Source organism: Desertibacillus haloalkaliphilus, from assembly GCF_019039105.1.
GTDB lineage: Bacteria > Bacillota > Bacilli > Bacillales > KJ1-10-99 > Desertibacillus > Desertibacillus haloalkaliphilus.
The window spans coordinates 124,393-142,189 of the sequence record NZ_JAHPIV010000002.1; the positions used below are offsets into that span (position 1 = coordinate 124,393).

General features: G+C 40.6%; 16 protein-coding genes and 1 other annotated feature (1 of these 17 cut by a window edge). Of the genes, 14 read left to right on the top strand and 2 right to left on the bottom strand.

Annotated features, from left to right (window positions below; translation table 11 throughout):
- Positions 1-222 precede the first annotated feature (222 nt).
- The 5 genes from KH400_RS02790 to KH400_RS02810 all read left to right on the top strand — a co-directional run bounded on the left by KH400_RS02790 (position 223) and on the right by KH400_RS02810 (position 6,286).
- The gene (locus KH400_RS02790) at positions 223-984 is read left to right on the top strand and encodes a tRNA threonylcarbamoyladenosine dehydratase (RefSeq protein ID WP_217221677.1); all 762 of its coding nucleotides are present in this window, start codon (positions 223-225) and stop codon (positions 982-984) included.
- 368 nt (positions 985-1,352) lie between these two features.
- Complete coding sequence (locus KH400_RS02795; protein ID WP_217221678.1) at positions 1,353-3,134, top strand: L-lactate permease; 1,782 nt, start codon at positions 1,353-1,355, stop codon at positions 3,132-3,134.
- Positions 3,135-3,397: 263 nt separating this feature from the next.
- Positions 3,398-4,117, top strand: a complete 720-nt coding sequence (locus tag KH400_RS02800) for a (Fe-S)-binding protein (RefSeq protein WP_217221679.1) — start codon at positions 3,398-3,400, stop codon at positions 4,115-4,117.
- 22 nt (positions 4,118-4,139) lie between these two features.
- Positions 4,140-5,570 carry a LutB/LldF family L-lactate oxidation iron-sulfur protein gene (locus KH400_RS02805; protein WP_217221680.1) on the top strand — a complete coding sequence of 477 codons (1,431 nt, stop codon included), beginning with the start codon at positions 4,140-4,142 and terminating at the stop codon, positions 5,568-5,570.
- Positions 5,567-6,286: a LutC/YkgG family protein gene (locus KH400_RS02810; RefSeq protein ID WP_217221681.1), complete on the top strand. Its 720-nt coding sequence runs from the start codon at positions 5,567-5,569 to the stop codon at positions 6,284-6,286. The genes KH400_RS02805 and KH400_RS02810 overlap by 4 nt, the downstream gene beginning before the upstream one ends.
- Before the next feature lie 165 nt (positions 6,287-6,451).
- Here the strand turns inward: KH400_RS02810 and KH400_RS02815 are convergent, their stop codons facing one another.
- Together KH400_RS02815 and KH400_RS02820 are read right to left on the bottom strand one after the other, a co-directional pair.
- Complete coding sequence (locus tag KH400_RS02815) at positions 6,452-7,051, bottom strand: RsfA family transcriptional regulator (protein ID WP_217221682.1); 600 nt, start codon at positions 7,049-7,051, stop codon at positions 6,452-6,454.
- A gap of 241 nt (positions 7,052-7,292) precedes the next feature.
- Positions 7,293-8,552: a replication-associated recombination protein A gene (locus KH400_RS02820; RefSeq protein WP_217221683.1), complete on the bottom strand. Its 1,260-nt coding sequence runs from the start codon at positions 8,550-8,552 to the stop codon at positions 7,293-7,295.
- Positions 8,553-8,791: 239 nt separating this feature from the next.
- On the opposite strand from KH400_RS02820, the gene KH400_RS02825 reads away from it, so the two are divergent.
- From KH400_RS02825 to KH400_RS02865, 9 genes are all read left to right on the top strand, one after another.
- Complete coding sequence (locus tag KH400_RS02825) at positions 8,792-9,484, top strand: YczE/YyaS/YitT family protein (RefSeq protein WP_217221684.1); 693 nt, start codon at positions 8,792-8,794, stop codon at positions 9,482-9,484.
- Positions 9,417-9,836: a cysteine metabolism transcriptional regulator CymR gene (gene cymR / locus KH400_RS02830; RefSeq protein ID WP_217221685.1), complete on the top strand. Its 420-nt coding sequence runs from the start codon at positions 9,417-9,419 to the stop codon at positions 9,834-9,836. The genes KH400_RS02825 and cymR overlap by 68 nt, the downstream gene beginning before the upstream one ends.
- A gap of 90 nt (positions 9,837-9,926) precedes the next feature.
- Complete coding sequence (locus KH400_RS02835) at positions 9,927-11,066, top strand: cysteine desulfurase family protein (RefSeq protein ID WP_217221686.1); 1,140 nt, start codon at positions 9,927-9,929, stop codon at positions 11,064-11,066.
- 55 nt (positions 11,067-11,121) lie between these two features.
- Positions 11,122-12,243, top strand: a complete 1,122-nt coding sequence (gene mnmA / locus KH400_RS02840) for a tRNA 2-thiouridine(34) synthase MnmA (RefSeq protein ID WP_217221687.1) — start codon at positions 11,122-11,124, stop codon at positions 12,241-12,243.
- A 211-nt stretch (positions 12,244-12,454) separates the two neighbouring features.
- Positions 12,455-13,120: a tetratricopeptide repeat protein gene (locus KH400_RS02845; RefSeq protein ID WP_217221688.1), complete on the top strand. Its 666-nt coding sequence runs from the start codon at positions 12,455-12,457 to the stop codon at positions 13,118-13,120.
- A 13-nt stretch (positions 13,121-13,133) separates the two neighbouring features.
- Positions 13,134-15,434: an SF1B family DNA helicase RecD2 gene (gene recD2, locus KH400_RS02850; RefSeq protein ID WP_217222081.1), complete on the top strand. Its 2,301-nt coding sequence runs from the start codon at positions 13,134-13,136 to the stop codon at positions 15,432-15,434.
- Positions 15,435-15,502: 68 nt separating this feature from the next.
- Positions 15,503-15,988 (top strand): PRC-barrel domain-containing protein, encoded by a 486-nt coding sequence (locus KH400_RS02855; protein WP_217221689.1) that lies wholly within the window; start codon positions 15,503-15,505, stop codon positions 15,986-15,988.
- An 11-nt stretch (positions 15,989-15,999) separates the two neighbouring features.
- Positions 16,000-16,182: a YrzR-like zinc ribbon domain gene (locus KH400_RS02860; protein WP_217222083.1), complete on the top strand. Its 183-nt coding sequence runs from the start codon at positions 16,000-16,002 to the stop codon at positions 16,180-16,182.
- A gap of 309 nt (positions 16,183-16,491) precedes the next feature.
- On the top strand, positions 16,492-17,556 hold the full coding sequence (locus KH400_RS02865) for an AI-2E family transporter (RefSeq protein WP_217221690.1): 1,065 nt from the start codon (positions 16,492-16,494) through the stop codon (positions 17,554-17,556).
- A 75-nt stretch (positions 17,557-17,631) separates the two neighbouring features.
- Positions 17,632-17,797, top strand: a binding site (T-box leader) (it continues 46 nt past the right edge of the window).

Here is a 17,797-nt window from a genome sequence, read left to right on the forward strand (position 1 = left end):
TTAAGGGGCGGAGTGCGCCAGCAGAGCTGATGCTTGATGAAGGAGGCTTACTCGCACCGCCTTTGATAGAAATCATTTGAGGGAGATTACCTTGATGAAGAGAAATTGTTTCAAGGAGAACGTAGTCCAAACTGTTTGCAAAACTTCCCTTTTATTTCTTACTATGGTATATTCAATTCCGAGTGTATTACGGAGAATAGAGGGTTTGGAAGGAGTTAACAGATGTTACATCAATTTTCTCGAAATGAATTGGCAATAGGCCATGATGGGCTAGATGTCTTAAAAAATAGTACGGTTGCAGTTTTGGGGATCGGAGGAGTAGGCTCATTTTCAGCTGAAGCATTAGCTCGGTCTGGGGTTGGTCGCCTCGTCCTCGTGGATAAAGATGATGTTGATATCACAAATGTCAATCGACAAGTCCATGCATTATTATCAACGGTAGGACAACCCAAAGTTGATTTAATGAAGGAACGAATTGCAGATATTAATCCAGACTGTGAGGTTATTGCTTTAAAGATGTTTTATACGGAAGAAACCTATGAGCAGTTTTTTGAATATGATCTTGATTTTGTTGTCGATGCAAGTGATACAATTTCCTATAAAATTCATTTGATGAAAGAGTGCCTTACACGAAACGTTCCGATTATCTCGAGCATGGGAGTAGCTAATAAAATGGATCCGACACGTTTAAGAATCGCCGACATTTCAAAAACGAGCTATGATCCAATCGCTAAGGTGATTCGTACAAAGTTAAGAAAACAAGGCATTCATAAAGGGATCAATGTTGTCTTTTCAGATGAACAGCCGATTAAAATCCGTGAAGACATACGTAAAGAAATTGTTCCTGAAGAAGCAGAGAATTCACCGATACGTAAAGCAAAAATGCCACCATCATCGAATGCGTTTGTTCCATCCGTTTCTGGCTTAATTATGGCTGGACATGTCGTTACAACGTTATTAAAGGATATTAAAATTGAACGATAGTCAATCAGTGAAATTTGAATAATTTTTTGCAAAAAGCAGCCGTTTTATGGCTGTTTTTTTCATTGTTTTGTGTGGTAAAGGGGCGGAGTGCGCGATCAGGAAGGAGTAATCAAGGGAGTTCGCTTACTCGCACCGCTTCGAAAATGGGTTATAGAAGATGTGCAATGGAAGCTTATATTAAAAAAACATTTCTGAAAAAATTCTGAACTTTTTAGTGATCAAACTCTTGAATAATTTATGAATTTTACTTATAATGAAACCACTTACATTAGTCATCTGATGACCGGTAGATATGATTATCATTATTTTTTCTATATATGGATAATGGGAATTAGATGAACTTACATACTTTTGAGGGGGGAAGGGAAATGAGTATTGGAGTTTTATCTTTATTAGCACTTGTACCTATTCTTTCAGTCTTATTGTTCTTAGTTATTTTACGTTGGCCTGCCAAACGTGCGATGCCGATTGCTTTTATTGTCACAGTTGTTATTGCGATGTTTGTCTGGGATGTGCCCGGTAATCAAGTGGCAGCTGCCAGTATGAACGGAGTTGTAACCGCTTTAGAAGTATTATTTATCGTCTTTGGTGCGATCTTGATGCTTAATACGTTAAAAGAAAGCGGTGCCATTCAAACGATACGTCAAGGATTTACGGACATTTCTCCAGACCGACGAGTTCAGGCGATTATCATTTGCTGGTTGTTTGGGTCATTTATCGAAGGGGCATCCGGCTGGGGAACGCCAGCGGCCATTGCAGCACCATTATTAGTAGCTGTTGGTTTTCCTGCGATGGGGGCAGTTATGGTTGCCTTAATCATTCAATCAACACCAGTGTCCTATGGGGCTGTAGGTACACCGATTTTAATTGGTGTTGGTTCAGGACTCAGTGGATCATCTATGGTTGAAGGGACTGCGTCAAGCTTAGGGATGACATTTGATGCGTATATTAACTCGATTGGTGGACAAGTTGCTATCATTCACGCGATTGTAGGGCTGTTGATTCCGCTGTTTATGGTTACCTTGTTAACGAGGTTCTTCGGTAAAAACAAGTCATTCACTGAAGGGCTAGCACTATGGAAGTTTGCGTTATTTGCAGGGGTGGCATTTACTGTCCCATTTGCAATTGTCGCTAACGTTCTTGGTCCAGAGTTTCCAGCGATGTTTGGAGGGTTAATCGGACTGGCGATTGTTGTTCCAGCTGCTAAACGAGGCTTTTTAATGCCGAAGAAAGTGTGGAATTTTGAAGAGAAATCTAAATGGGATCCGGAATGGACTGGTAAATTAGAGATTTCAAATCAACCGTTAGCGAAGCCAATATCACCATTTATGGCGTGGTTACCATACATTATCGTTGGTGCGTTACTCGTTATCACTCGTGTAAATTCACTACCATTTGGTGATTGGCTTAAAGCATTCACATTAGAGGCAAATAATATCTTTGGTACAGAAATATCAATTGATAGTGAGCCTTTATTCTTACCAGGTACTGTTTTAATCACGGTATCAATTATCTCGTATTTCCTTTACAAAATGACATCAAATGCTTATGGTCGCGCCCTCAAAGACTCTTTTGGAACGATTGTAAGCGCTGCACCAGCGTTGTTATTCTCGGTGCCGATGGTTCAAGTCTTTATCAACTCGGATGTCAATGCGAGTGGTTTTGAAAGCATGCCGCTTGTATTAGCTGAAGGTGTATCTGTTGCGATTGGTGAGAATTGGCCGGCGGTAGCGCCAGCGATCGGAGCATTAGGCGCGTTTGTTGCCGGAAGTAATACGATTAGTAACATGATGTTTTCGTTGTTCCAATTTGGTGTAGCTGAAAATATCGGTGTTGCTGGTGCAACGGTTGTCGCTCTTCAAGCGGTTGGAGGAGCTGCAGGTAACATGATTTGTGTTCACAATGTTGTAGCCGCTTCAGCAGCAGCCGGCTTAGTTGGAAAAGAAGGGAATTTAATTCGTAAAACACTGATCCCAACTACCTATTATGTATTCTTTGCAGGAGGTATTGGATTTGTTGCCTTAAATGGGTTTGGCTTCAATATCGGAACGTTGATGGTTACAATTGTCGTCAGTGGGGCTGTGTTCGCCTTTATTAAAGGAAGTCAAAAGCAACGTGAAGAAAGTAAGCAACAAAAAGACGCCGCATAGTTCAATTGTTGCCAATCGTGTGATGATTCTCTACAATAAGAATAAGAGATAGTCACTCATCATAGAATCAAATAAGGTGGAAAGTAGCTGTCTACTAAATGATTGTGTACCTAGGTGATGTACAAGATTCAGGAAGCTCTCGGAATAAGTTCTGAGGTTTTGATCTTAAGGTCACTGATCCTTCATTAAGATAGCTCCTTCCCACACTTTTTATTGAATAGGTCATCAGATGACCGGATAATTAACTCGAAGGGGATAGGACAATGAAAGTCTCATTATTTATTACATGTTTAGCAGATGTTTTTTATACAAATGTAGGTAAGCATACAGTTGAAGTGTTAGAACGGTTAGGGTGTGAAGTTGACTTTCCTGAGAATCAAACATGCTGTGGGCAACCTGCCTACAATAGCGGCTACCATAAAGAAGCGCGAGAAGTAGCCAAACATATGATTAGAACGTTCGAAAACTCAGATTACGTTGTTTCGCCAGCTGGCTCTTGTGTGTCGATGCTACATGAATATAAGCATTTGTTTGAAGATGACCCTGAGTGGCAGGTGCGTGCGGAGGAACTTGCTAATAAGTCTTTTGAATTTACGCAGTTTATTGTTGAAGTCTTAAAAGTTAAAGATGTCGGTGCAAAGCTGGATGCAAATGTGACATATCATACATCTTGCCATATGACAAGACTCCTCGGTGTCAAAGATGCTCCGATGACATTGTTAGAGAATGTTGAAGGGTTAACGTTAACAAGCTTACCGAACAAAGAAACGTGTTGCGGCTTCGGTGGAACTTTTTCGGTCAAAATGGTTCCAATTTCAGAACAAATGGTTAATGAGAAAATTGAACATATTGAAGAGACCAAAGCTGAAGTTTTAGTGGGAGCTGATTGCGGTTGTTTGATGAATATCGGTGGACGAATTGAACGTCAGGGCAAACCGATTAAAGTAATGCATATTGCCGAAGTTTTAGATAAAACGAAATAAAATAGAAAGTTGGTGAGTAACCATGGCTATGAAAATTGGTCAAGACGAGTTTTTTGGACGAGTCGACGAAGGCTTAAACAACACTTTTATGCGTAAGGCGATGGTTTCTGCGCAAGAACGGTTAAAGAATGGGCGACTAAACGCTGCTGATGAATTAGGAAATTGGGAGGATTGGCGAGATCATGCAGAAGAGATCCGTCAGCATACACTAGAAAACCTCGATTATTATTTAGAGCAATTAGCAGAAAACGTTGTAAAAAAAGGTGGGCATGTATATTTCGCACAAACAGCGGAAGAAGCAAACGAATATGTCCAGTCGATTGCTAAACAGAAACAAGCAAAAAAAGTAATCAAGTCAAAATCAATGGTTACTGAAGAAATTAGTATGAATGAAGCATTAGAAGCTGCTGGGTGTGAAGTGATTGAGTCAGATTTAGGCGAATACATTCTCCAAATTGATGATCATGACCCACCATCCCATATCGTTGCACCGGCTCTGCACAAAAACAAGGATCAAATTCGGGATACCTTTCATGAAAAGAAAGGCTATGAAAATACGTCGAAACCAGAAGAGTTGGCGTTGTTTGCACGTGAACAGCTCCGTGGCGAATTTTTAGAAGCGGATATTGGGATTACAGGATGTAACTTCGCAGTGGCTGAATCAGGAAGTATTTCCTTAGTGACAAATGAGGGAAATGCAAGACTAGCGTCAACACTGCCAAAAACGCAGATCACCGTGATGGGAATGGAGCGTATTGTTCCAACATGGGAAGAGTTAGATGTGTTAGTTAGTATGCTTTGTCGAAGTGCAGTCGGACAAAAATTAACAAGTTATATTACGGGATTAACCGGTCCGAAAGAAGAAGGCGATGTTGACGGGCCAGAAGAATTTCACTTAGTTATTGTAGACAACGGGCGTTCAAATATTCTCGGCACAGAATTTCAATCGGCATTACAATGTATTCGTTGTGCCGCTTGTATCAATGTTTGTCCAATATATCGACATATCGGTGGTCATTCTTACGGTTCGATTTATCCTGGGCCAATCGGTGCTGTCCTTTCACCGTTGTTAGGTGGCTATGATGATTACAAAGAGTTACCATACGCTTCAAGCTTATGTGGCGCTTGTACAGAAGCATGTCCGGTAAAAATTCCGTTGCATGATTTATTAATTAAGCATCGTCGCAATATGATTGAGAAAGAAGGAAAAGGTGCATTTGGAGAAAAATTAGCGATGAAAGGCTTTGCGATGGCAGCGAGCTCTCCTAAAATTTATAACATAGGGTCAAAAGCAGCACCAACGATGATGGGGCCATATTCAAAAGAGGGGAAAATCACGAAAGGACCAGGACCTGTGAAGCCGTGGACAGATATTCGTGACTTCCCTGAACCGAGCAAAGAGAACTTTAGATCGTGGTTTAAAAAACGTGATCAAGGAGGAACAAAATCATGACCTCTGGAATGATTCAAAATAAAGAAAAGTTTTTAAATACCGTTGCTGGTCGGCTAGGGAGAGACCGCCGAACATCAGGAGTTACTCGTCCACAGTGGAAAAAGCAACCACAATGGGAGGTATTTAAAGATTATTCGCAAGATCAATTGTTAGAGCAACTAAAAGAGCAATGTAGCCGTATTCACACAGAGATTGAAGTGACGACTTCCGCTCAGGTCGAGCGTGTACTTGGAGAAGTGATTGAGCGTTTTGATGGCAAATCATTAATTACATGGGATGATCCTCGATTCCACGAGCAAAAACTTGATAAATACTTTGATAAGCTAACTGGCGAAGGTAAAGAGTTTTATCAATGGGAGCCTGCACGCGGGGATGAGAACATTAAAATTGCCGAGAGAGCCGATATTGGCATTACGTTTTCTGATATGACACTTGCTGAATCAGGTACGGTCGTTTTATTAAGTGATCAAGGCAAAGGGCGTTCGGTCAGCTTGCTTCCAGAAAAGTATATTGCACTTATTCCAAAAAGTACCATTGTACCACGGATGACGCAAGCGACTCATGAAATTCATAAGATAGCAAAGCAAGAAGGACGTTTTCCTTCATGTGTGAACTTTATTTCAGGTCCAAGTAACAGTGCTGATATTGAAATGAACTTGGTCGTTGGCGTTCATGGACCGATTCAGGCGTGCTATATCGTCATTGAGGACGTATAAAAGGGTGTTCAAAAAGACCGAGTTGGCTTGCTCGTGCGCTTTCACAGAGCATAAGCTCCAGCTGCGACTTTAGCTGATTGGTACTTTTATTCCACCTTCTTGAACACGCACTATAAGTTAAAAGATATAGAGAAAAAGCAACAGAAATCATTATTTCTGTTGCTTTTATTTTGCGACTTTTTCAAGGTTCCCGTTTTTATCCATCTTAAATGTAGACGGTGACATTGGCTCGTCCTCTTGAAGAATAGCCATTCGTCTAGCACGATTCATGATCTGAATAAGTGATTGATAGTCTTCTTCAATGACTTTGTGATCCTTCTTCGTTTTCTCTAATTCTGATTCTAACTCTTTGTTTTTGGTTAACAGTTCGAGGTTTTCTTTTAGTAATTTTTCATTTTCTTTTTTTAGTTTGTCTGATTGATTGTCGTCTCGATTTAAGTGTTGCAAATAGCCGATGACATCGGTTAAAGATAGTTCACGGCTTTGTTCGGTTGTGATGGTTTGTACTGGTTTAGAGTAAGGGAGGTATGAAGCTGCCCGTTTCCGCTCTTTTCGTTCTTTTTTTGCTAATTTTATTTCTTCTTCATATTGTTGGCGTACGACCGCGTTCCAACGAAATCCACATGCAGCGGACGTACGATTTGTTTCGTCACCAACCTCATCGAAGGCACGTAGTTGCGTACTTCCTTCTCGAATGTGTCGTAGTACAGTTTCAGCTAGTAATAAATCATCTTCGTGGGACCATGCGTCTTGTCTTACTTTCATCTAAAAATCAACTCCTGTAAATGTTGTTTGTATCACTACTATTTCCAATATAGAGAATAGATATACCAGTGTGATAGAAAAATAATAGGTTTGATTTTTGAGAATAAAAGGCTTTCAAATAGTGTACCAATAATTTAGATGAAGGGGATAGAAGGAGTTTAATAAGTAATTGCTCACACTGTGGAGGCACAATAAACAGATTAACCTTTTCTAGGAAGCTGTCTATTGTGCATGAGGTGGCTTACTTAAGCTTGTTATAAATCTCGCTTAGTGCTTGTTCAAATTTTCCGGTCGTTTTCGGTTGATAATACGTTTTGTTTTTCAAGCGATCAGGGAGGTATTGTTGCTTGACCCAGCCGTGTTCATAATCATGCGGGTATTTGTAGTCGACCCCACGGCCAAGGTCTTTGGCTCCTTGATAATGGGCGTCTTTTAAGTGTGACGGAATTTCACCGGTATGTCCTTTGCGAATATCTGCTAATGCATGATCGAGTGCTTTATAGGCTGAATTTGATTTTGGAGACAAACAGAGCTCAATTACTGTATTTGCAAGTGGAATGCGCGCTTCAGGGAAGCCAACTCGCTCAGCAACTTCTATTGCAGCTAAGGCTCTTGGTCCAGCCTGTGGATTAGCCAAGCCAATATCTTCATACGCCGTTACAAGTAATCGCCGACTGATGCTCGTTAAATCTCCAACCTCGATTAGGCGCCCCAAATAGTGGAGGGCAGCGTCGACATCACTACCACGGATGGATTTCTGAAAGGCGGAGAGAACATCATAATGTCCATCACCATTCTTATCATGAGTAAAGCTTTTTTTCTGAATGCATTCCTCGGCCGTTTTGAGATCAATAGTAATTTTGCCGTCACTTTCTTTCGATGATAAAACAGCAAGTTCTAATGCATTTAAGGCGGTACGGACATCCCCTCCACAAGCGATTGCAAGATGATTAAGTGCATCTTCATCTATATCGACATTATAGGTTCCGAGTCCATCGCTTTGATCATGAACGGCACGCAGTATGGCTTCTTTGATATCCTCTGGTTGTAATGGATGTAACTCAAAGATTTGACAACGACTTCGTATCGCTGGGTTGATGGCGTGATATGGGTTTGCGGTTGTCGCTCCGATTAACGTGAGGAGCCCTTTCTCTAAAAATGGTAATAAAAAATCTTGTTTTCCTTTGTCAAGGCGATGGACTTCATCAAGAATTAAAATAAGTTTCCCTGACATTTTTGCTTCTTCAACAACAATTTCCATGTCTTTCTTATTGTGGACAACCGCGTTTAACAACTTATAGTGTGTATCTGTGCTACCGGCAATGGCGGTTGCAATTGATGTTTTTCCAGTCCCAGGAGGTCCGTATAAGATCATTGATGATAAATGATTCGCTTTGACCATGCGGTGGAGAAGCTTCCCTTTTGAAATGAGGTGTTGTTGTCCGATAATTTCTTCGATTTTTTTGGGTCTCATCCGATATGCTAATGGCTGTTTCTTCATTATATCTCTCCAATCGCTCGAATCTCTATCCTTAGTGTAAACAAAAACAGACGCCCTGAGAATAAAAAGAGCTTACTCCGAAATTTTCAATAAGTTTTCCTATGCGAAAATACAATATCTATTATTTTCATGCTATAATGGCAGGGACTTTATAAATTAATAATAAAGCGCTTTGATAAATCATTCACTTTCGAGTGTAAGCGTAACAAACGAGAGATTAAGAGATAGGATAGGGGCGAATGGAAGTGAGGACGAAGCGTTTTTTATTACGTTGGCTATTTTTTATGGTTGGATTAATCATTATGTCTTTTGGGATTGCACTATTGATTAAAGCTGACCTTGGTAGTGCACCATGGGATGTCTTACATATTGGTTTACAGCTTCAGTTTGGCTTAACAATTGGAACGTGGACAGTGATTGCTGGCTTTTTTATTATTGTCTTATCAACGTTGCTTACAAAAGAATGGCCACAAGCAGGGGCTTTTATTAATATGGTTCTTGTTGGTGTATTTGTAGATGTGTTCTATTTTATTCTGGAAACACCAAGTTCGTTGTACGGACAATTCTTGATGTTATTTTTGGGTATCATTATTATAGGGTATGGTATGGGGCTATACATCGCACCTAAGTGTGGTGCAGGGCCCAGAGACAGCTTAATGCTAGCTATAACGCAACGAACAGGCTGGAAAGTGCAATGGGTCAGAAGTGGGATGGAAGTGATTGTCCTGACTGTTGGCTGGTTGTTAGGTGGACCTGTTTTTATTGGTACGATTTTATTTAGTTTTGGAATCGGAACAGTTGTAGGGTTTACATTACCACAATGTCAACAATTTGTTGACCGAGTGATAGAAAGAGGGGTAAATAATGAAAATATCGACAAAAGGACGTTACGGGCTAACGATCATGATGGCATTAGCAAAGAAGTTCGGTGAAGGTCCCGTTTCGTTAAAATCGATTGCGAAGGATCATAATTTATCAGAGCATTATTTGGAGCAGTTGATTGCACCGCTCCGTAATGCCATGCTCGTTAAGAGTGTTCGCGGTGCATATGGAGGATATATGCTTGCCAAGGAACCAATTGAAATTACAGCAGGGGATATTATCCGTGTTTTAGAAGGGCCGATTAGCCCAGTGGAGGTTATGGATGATGAGGAGCCTGCCAAACGTGATTTATGGATTAAAATCCGTGACGCAGTAAAGGAAGTGTTAGATAATACGACACTTCATGATCTTGCGACGTATAAAGACAGTGGCGATCAAGAATATTACATGTTCTATATTTAAGTCATTAGGGTATACTTATGACAGATTTTGTTTTTACACGGTTTTAATTCGAGCAAATCGTGTGATAATAGTAAGAAGGTGAACGAAAACGTGGAACGTATTTATGTCGATCATGCCGCAACATCACCGGTACACCCAGATGTTGTCGATGCAATGATTCCATATTTAAAAGAGCATTTTGGGAACCCGTCGAGTATCCATCATTTTGGTCGGGAAAACCGTCATGCACTAGATTCAGCACGGCGAGTGATGGCTAACAGTATAAAGGCAAAAGACGATGAAATTATTTTTACAAGTGGCGGAACTGAAGCTGATAATATGGCGATTACTGGCTATGCGCTAGCAAACCGAAGCCGTGGGAACCATATTATTACGTCAGCCATCGAGCATCACGCAGTTCTTCATACGTGTCAAGCCCTTGAAAAACTTGGTTTTGAGGTCACTTATCTGCCGGTTGATTCATTTGGTTGCATTTCGCTTGATGACCTAAAGCAGGTGGTCCGTGAAGAGACCATCCTTATAACGATTATGTATGGAAATAATGAGGTCGGAACGTTACAACCGGTTGAAGAGATAGGCGGATTTTTACGCGAGAAAGGCATTGCTTTTCATACCGATGCTGTGCAAGCCTATGGTACTCTGGATATTAATGTCCAAGCACTTCCAGTTGACCTTTTATCTGTTTCCTCACATAAAATCAACGGACCAAAAGGGATCGGTTTCCTATATGCTCGTGAAGGGATTAAACTTGAGCCACATCTCCATGGGGGAGAACAAGAGCGAAAGCGACGCGCAGGTACGGAGAATATCGCGGCCATTGTTGGCTTTGCAAAAGCGGTTGAAATTGCACTTCATACCATGCCTGAAAGACAGGAAACATATCAATTGCTTTGTAGACGAATGGTTGATATTCTAAACGATGAACAAATCGAGTTTGAAATCAATGGCCATCAGCATCATCGATTACCTCATATTTTAAATATTAGTTTTCATGGGGTGAACGTTGAATCTTTCTTGGTTAATTTAGATCTTGCAGGGATTGCTGCGTCAAGTGGCTCCGCATGTACAGCTGGCTCGCTTGAACCGTCACATGTATTAGCGGCGATGTTTAGTCAAAACGAACGGATTGCCTCAGCCGTCCGTTTTAGTTTCGGTTTAGGTAATACAGTTGATGAAATCGAAAAAGTAGCTGTTGAAGTTGCCAAGATTGTTAAGCGAATTAAACAGTAGGTAGATAAAAAGCTAGGAAAAGGCTATAGGTTTGAAGATAATTGGTGGTGAGCTTATGGATAGACAACAAAAGAAACCTGAAGATACTCGCGTCGTCGTCGGTATGTCTGGTGGTGTAGACTCATCAGTAACAGCATTATTATTAAAAGAACAAGGCTATGACGTTATAGGTATCTTTATGAAAAATTGGGATGATACCGATGAAAATGGTGTATGTACAGCCACGGAGGATTACAATGATGTGATTCAGGTTTGTAACCAAATTGGAATCCCTTATTATGCGGTTAACTTTGAAAAGCAATATTGGGACAAAGTGTTCACCTATTTTCTTGATGAATATAAAGCTGGGCGGACACCAAATCCAGATGTAATGTGTAATAAAGAAATTAAATTTAAGGCATTTTTAGATCATGCGATGTCGCTCGGAGCTGATTATTTAGCTACTGGACACTATGCACGTGTTGAACAACGTGATGATAAGTTCCGCCTTCTTCGCGGCGTTGACGACAATAAAGACCAAACGTACTTTTTAAATGCGCTGAACCAGGAACAACTATCAAAAGCGATGTTTCCAATTGGGCATTTGCCTAAGGCGGAAGTTCGTGAAATTGCTTTGAAAGCTGATCTGGCAACAGCAAAGAAGAAGGACAGTACGGGGATTTGCTTTATTGGTGAACGGAATTTTAAAGAATTTCTAAGTTCATATTTACCAGCTCAACCAGGGGAAATGAAGACGTTAGATGGTGAGGTAAAGGGTAAGCATGACGGATTAATGTATTACACATTAGGTCAGAGACAAGGACTAGGTATCGGTGGTGCAGGTGAGCCTTGGTTCGTGATTGGAAAAGATCTCAAAGAAAATGTTCTCCTCGTCGGACAAGGATTTCACCATTCAGGTTTATATTCTGAAGGCTTGATAGCGACAGATATAAACTGGGTAACGGATGAAAAACGAACAGAAAAGTTTACGTGTACAGCGAAATTTAGATATCGACAAACCGATCAGCCTGTACGCGTGATTCCGAGAGCAAACGGTGAGGTTGAAGTACTGTTTGAGGAGCCACAGCGTGCCATTACACCAGGACAAGCGGTCGTCTTTTATGATGGTGATGAATGCTTGGGTGGAGGAACAATCGATACAGTCATTAAAGAAAGGGTTCGGGACAAAACTAGTTAAACTATTGGCAATGGCTTCACTCGTCACAAGCCCGTTGTGAGTCTCACAACGGGCTTTTAAAAGAAGGTGGCGGTTACGTTCATCGCTTCGAGGCTGGGACAAAAGGTAAAACCAACTTTTGTCCCAGCCTCTTTCTTTTTTGGATTCAAGAAGGTGTCGATTTTTGCTATACTCTAATGTAGTAAGGTTTGACGAAGAAAGGATGGCAACAATGACGGATAAAAATGAATTAGGCGTAAAATATATGCGTGAAAAGCAATATGAAGAGGCTGCTAAATTATTTAATGAAGCAATCGAAGAAAACCCAAAAGATGCAGTAGCTTATACCAACTTTGGAAATTTACTAGCAATGGTCGGCGAATTAGAAAAAGCGATTGTCTTTTTTGATCGCGCTCTTGAGATTGAACCAACGACAGCAACAGCTCATTACGGGGCTGGTAATGCGTTTTATAATTTAGAGCAATATGATGATGCGATTGATATGTTTCAAAAAGCAATCAAAAACAAGTTGGACGAGGCGGATGTCTATTTTATGTTAGGGATGTCTTACTATCAAAAAGGCAACCTTCCTCATGCTCTAGCCAATTTAAAAACAGCTGCTGAACGTAATCCTGAAGATCTAGATGCTCGTTTTCAATATGGGCTATGTCTGGCTCAATTAGAACAAATCGATGAGGCAATTACAGAATTTGAAGCGGTTATTGCTGGAAACGACAACCATGCGGACGCTTTTTTTAATTTAGGTGTGGCCTACGCTTATAAAGATGATCCACGGCGTGCGTTAAACTATTTTAATCAAGCATTAGAGATTCAACCGGATCATCTCCTTGCAGGTAATGGGAAGAAGAAAATTGAGGAAGTGTTAGCGGAAGAATAGGGGCGAGACTATGATGGAAAACCAGTCTTCTCTAGAACAAACCAATGAGCAACAAACCTTTATCAAAGGTGAATTGGAGCATTTAATTTTTCACAATGAAGATAATTTTTATACCGTAGCTAAAATTAAAATTCATGAAACAACTGAGGCGTTTGAGGAGAAATCAATTACTGTTGTCGGAGTGCTGCCACGGATTGAGGCAGATGAAGTGTATCTTTTCTTTGGCAACTTTAAAGAACATCCGAAGTTTGGTTTACAGTACCAAGTCGAGCAATTTCGTAAGGATATTCCACAAACGGCACACGGCATTATCCAGTATTTATCAAGTGATCGGTTTTATGGCATAGGAAAAAAGATGGCAGAACAAATCGTCAGAACCTTAGGGGAGCATGCGATTTCGATGATTTTAGAAAATCCATCAGTCCTTGAAAACGTTCCAAAGCTAACTGAAGCGAAAGCAAATCTTCTCTACGAGACGTTAGTTGCTGAGCAAGGTGTAGAGCAGGTCATCATTGCCCTTGCAGAGTACGGATTTGGAACAGAGTTGGCCATGAAAATATACCAAGTATACGGTGAAGAAACACTGAATACCGTCAAGGAAAATCCGTATCAATTGATCAGTGATGTTGAAGGGATAGGATTTAAAAAAGCCGATGCTCTCGGTGCTTCACTAGGGATTTCTGGTAATCACCCTGACCGAATACGAGCAGGATGCTTGTATTTGCTCCAAGAAGTTTGCTTGCAAGATGGACATGTGTTTATGCCTTTTGAACAATTGACAAATGAAGTTAGTGACTTACTGAGTGATGCTACGGTGACAATTGAGAATGAAGACATCAGAGAGCAAATTATTCGCTTAAATGAGGAATTAAAACTCGTCCTTGAGGAAGATCGGGTCTACGTTCTTTCCCTCTATTTTGCTGAAAAAGGGTTAGCAACGAATTTGAAACGAATGATGATCGAAGATGGGAATGATGAACGTTTTCCAGAGTCAGAGTTTTTGAAAGCGTTAGGTGAGTTAGAAGAACGCCTCGGAATTGAATATGCTCCTTCTCAAAAAGAAGCGATTCAAACAGCGCTATCTTCACCCATTATGCTTCTTACCGGTGGACCTGGTACAGGAAAGACAACGGTGATCAAAGGAATCGTTGAAACCTATGCTACCCTCCATGGCGTGTCATTAGATCCCAAAGATTATAAAAAAGAAGAACCATTTCCTGTATTACTTGTTGCACCGACAGGAAGAGCTGCTAAACGGATGAGTGAGGCAACAGGGCTACCTGCATTCACGATTCATCGTTTGTTAGGGTGGAAAGGTGGCCATAGTGGGTTCGAGAAAGATGAGGACAACCCATTGGAAGGCTCCTTGCTGATTGTCGATGAAGTATCGATGGTCGATATTTGGCTTGCCAATCAATTGTTTAAAGCACTTCCTGACGCGATGCAAGTCATTCTTGTTGGTGACGAGGACCAACTGCCATCTGTTGGTCCTGGACAAGTGTTCAGTGATTTATTAAAAGCAAATATGATTCCAACCGTACGACTTACCGATATTTATCGTCAGGCTGAAGGGTCTTCAATTATTCAAATGGCCCACGATATGAAACGTGGGCACTTGCCTCCAGATGTAACTGAGGCCAAGCCGGATCGGCGCTTTTTCCCTTGTCAGCAAGATCAAGTCGATGATGTGATCGAGCAAATTTGTCGAAATGCATCAAAGAAGGGTTATACAGCAAAAGATATTCAAGTGTTAGCACCTATGTATCGCGGTAATGCTGGAATTTCTCGGCTCAACGTTTTATTACAAAATTTATTTAACCCAAAAACAGAGCAAAAACGAGAAATCACATTTGGAGATACGAGTTATCGCACGGGGGATATTGTCCTTCAGCTCGTTAATAACCCTGAAGAAAACGTTTATAATGGCGACCGTGGCGAGATTGTTTCGATTTTTTATGCGAAGGAGAATGTTGATAAAGAAGATCAACTAGTCGTTTCATTTGATGGCATTGAAGTGGTTTATCCGAAAAAAGATTTAAATCAAATTACATTAGCCTATTGTACATCGATTCATAAATCGCAGGGCAGTGAATTTCCGATTGTGATCATGCCGATTGTTAAAGGCTATTATCGGATGCTTCAGCGAAATTTAATTTATACAGGGATTACACGTGCAAAAGATTATTTAATCCTATGTGGAGAAATGTCAGCTTTAAATGTCGCGATTGAGCGTCAAGATGAATCGAATCGGCAGTCGATGCTAAAAGAAAAGCTTCGCGACGCCTTAGAGGATGAATCCAAGGATCAAGCTTGAACTGTAACAGTGTATGAAAGCAGGTAAAACGCGATAGACTAAAAATGTTCGAAAAAGGTGGGATCGCTTTGCGAACATTTTCAGTCTTAAATGAACGAACAGTTTTTGATATTGATACTGGAACAGAGCTGGGAAAGGTAGAAGATCTTCTATTTAACGAAAAGGGTGTCGTTGTTGGCTTAGTAATGGATAAAAAAGGTTGGTTAAATCGCGATTTGTTTGTGCCGATCGATGCGGTTACTTCTCTTAGTCATGATGTCATCATGGTCGATGGTCAAAAGGGACAATTGGAGCCAATCCAAAAAAGCCACGAGTCTCTGTACTCGGTGACACAAGGTAAAAATAAAATTTTAGGGAAAACCTTGATGACAACTGAGGGAGAAAAGCTTGGGTTGGTAGAAGATGTATATTTTATGGAAGAAATGGGCATCATTGTAGGGTATGAAGTGACAGAGGGATTACTTGCTGATATTAAAGAGGGACGAAAGGTGATTCGCACCAACGAACCTCTTACAATTGGTGAAGATATCCTTGTCATTAATCTTGATGCATAGGGAGGCCTATGATGCGTTGTCCAAATTGTAATTGTAAAGATATAGGTAAAATTGGCTCTAATCAATATTACTGTTGGAATTGTTTTGTTGAAATGTCGATTGTAAATGGTCGATTTTCGCTTCATCAAGTGGAAGAGGATGGTTCGTTAAGTTCGCTTGATGATTTATTTGAAGATCAAGATATGAGTGTCTAGTAACTGTGATACAGTTACAATTGCTGTACGTTAGCCTTCCCATTGTCGGGAGGGTTATTTTGTGGTAAAGGGGCGGAGCTACCTAGCATGAAGGGAGAACGAGAGGTAGCTCATGTTGAATAGCAATGTAGTAAGTCCGCTCGCATCGCCTTTTAGAATTTGAAAGCTGGGTCCTTTAAGAGTGTGCTACTGTGTGGAAACTGGTGAAGGAAGAGGACTCAGATGTCTTCAATATCACTCCTATAAGCAATGAGAATTTCTTCATAAAGCGGAAACATTTTGAACAAACTATTGGTATGGAGGGCGCTTATGGAGAAAGCATCTAGCTTACAATGGTTAATTCGCTTGGCGAATTTGTTGCTCATCTTATTATGCGGGTATGTCGTGATGAAATTATCTCCAGCTTGGAGACCGATAGTTGATTTATTTATACAAGTTCTGATTCCTTTTTTTATTGCAGGTTTAATTACATATTTGCTGCACCCCGTGATTGAACAACTTCATGATATGGGGTTACCACGTCCACTTGCCGTTTTACTGATCTACTTCATTTTTTTTGGTGGGATCGGTTACCTCATTTTTCGTGGTACGCCGTACATTGTTTCACAATTAAAAGACTTTGCAGCTAACATTCCAGAATTTACGGAAACGTTTCGAGTCTGGTTTCAATTTTTTAATGAACGTTTGAATACAATGCCAGAGGGTGTACACCAACATGTTGAAGAATGGATTGGTGGACTAGAGGAATATTTAGATCGTTTTGTTGCTGGAATCATTGATGTTATTAAGCAAATCTTAAATTCGTTAATTTATTTTATTGTCATCCCGTTTTTAGTTTTTTATTTACTTAAGGATTTTAAGTTGGTTGAGAAAACAGCTTGGTATTTAACGCCAAGAAAATGGCGTGAAGAGAGCATTGCGTTTATTCATGATGTTGATAAGTCATTTGGTCGTTATATTCGCGGACAAATTCTCGTGTCCCTATCTGTTGGGTTATTAGCAATGACTGGGTTATGGCTCATCGGTATGCCGTACCCTGTGCTTCTCGGGATCTTTATCGGGATGACTGATATTATCCCATATTTTGGTGCTTTTCTTGGTGCAGTTCCTGCTTTGATTGTGGCTGCGATGCAATCGATGGAAATGCTTCTTTATACGGCCATTGTTATTTTTGTACTTCAGCAAGTAGAAGGTAACATTCTTTCACCTGTCATTGTCGGAAAGACTTTGCATATGCACCCTGTCTTAATTATGCTCGCCTTAATTATTGGAATCGAAATTGGGGGAATCTTTGGTTTGGTGTTAGCGGTACCGACATTGGCAATTATTAAAGTAATCCTCCTTCATGTGCGAGCAAATTTGATGAAAGATTGACATTCATTCGTTAGATTTCTATAATGAAAAAAGCATAGATTTTGGTCTAAAGTTGAAGGCGACAAATGAATGAAAAAATAAACGCTGATGGAACCGAGTATGTTAAAGCCCGTATAAAGAGAGGGGTTTCCGTGGCTGGAAGAAACCCTATACGAAGATTAACAGAACGCTACTCCGGAGTGCAGGAGAACCCTGCCGCTTCAACCACGTTACGGTTGTTGAAGGTGGTGAATAGGAAACC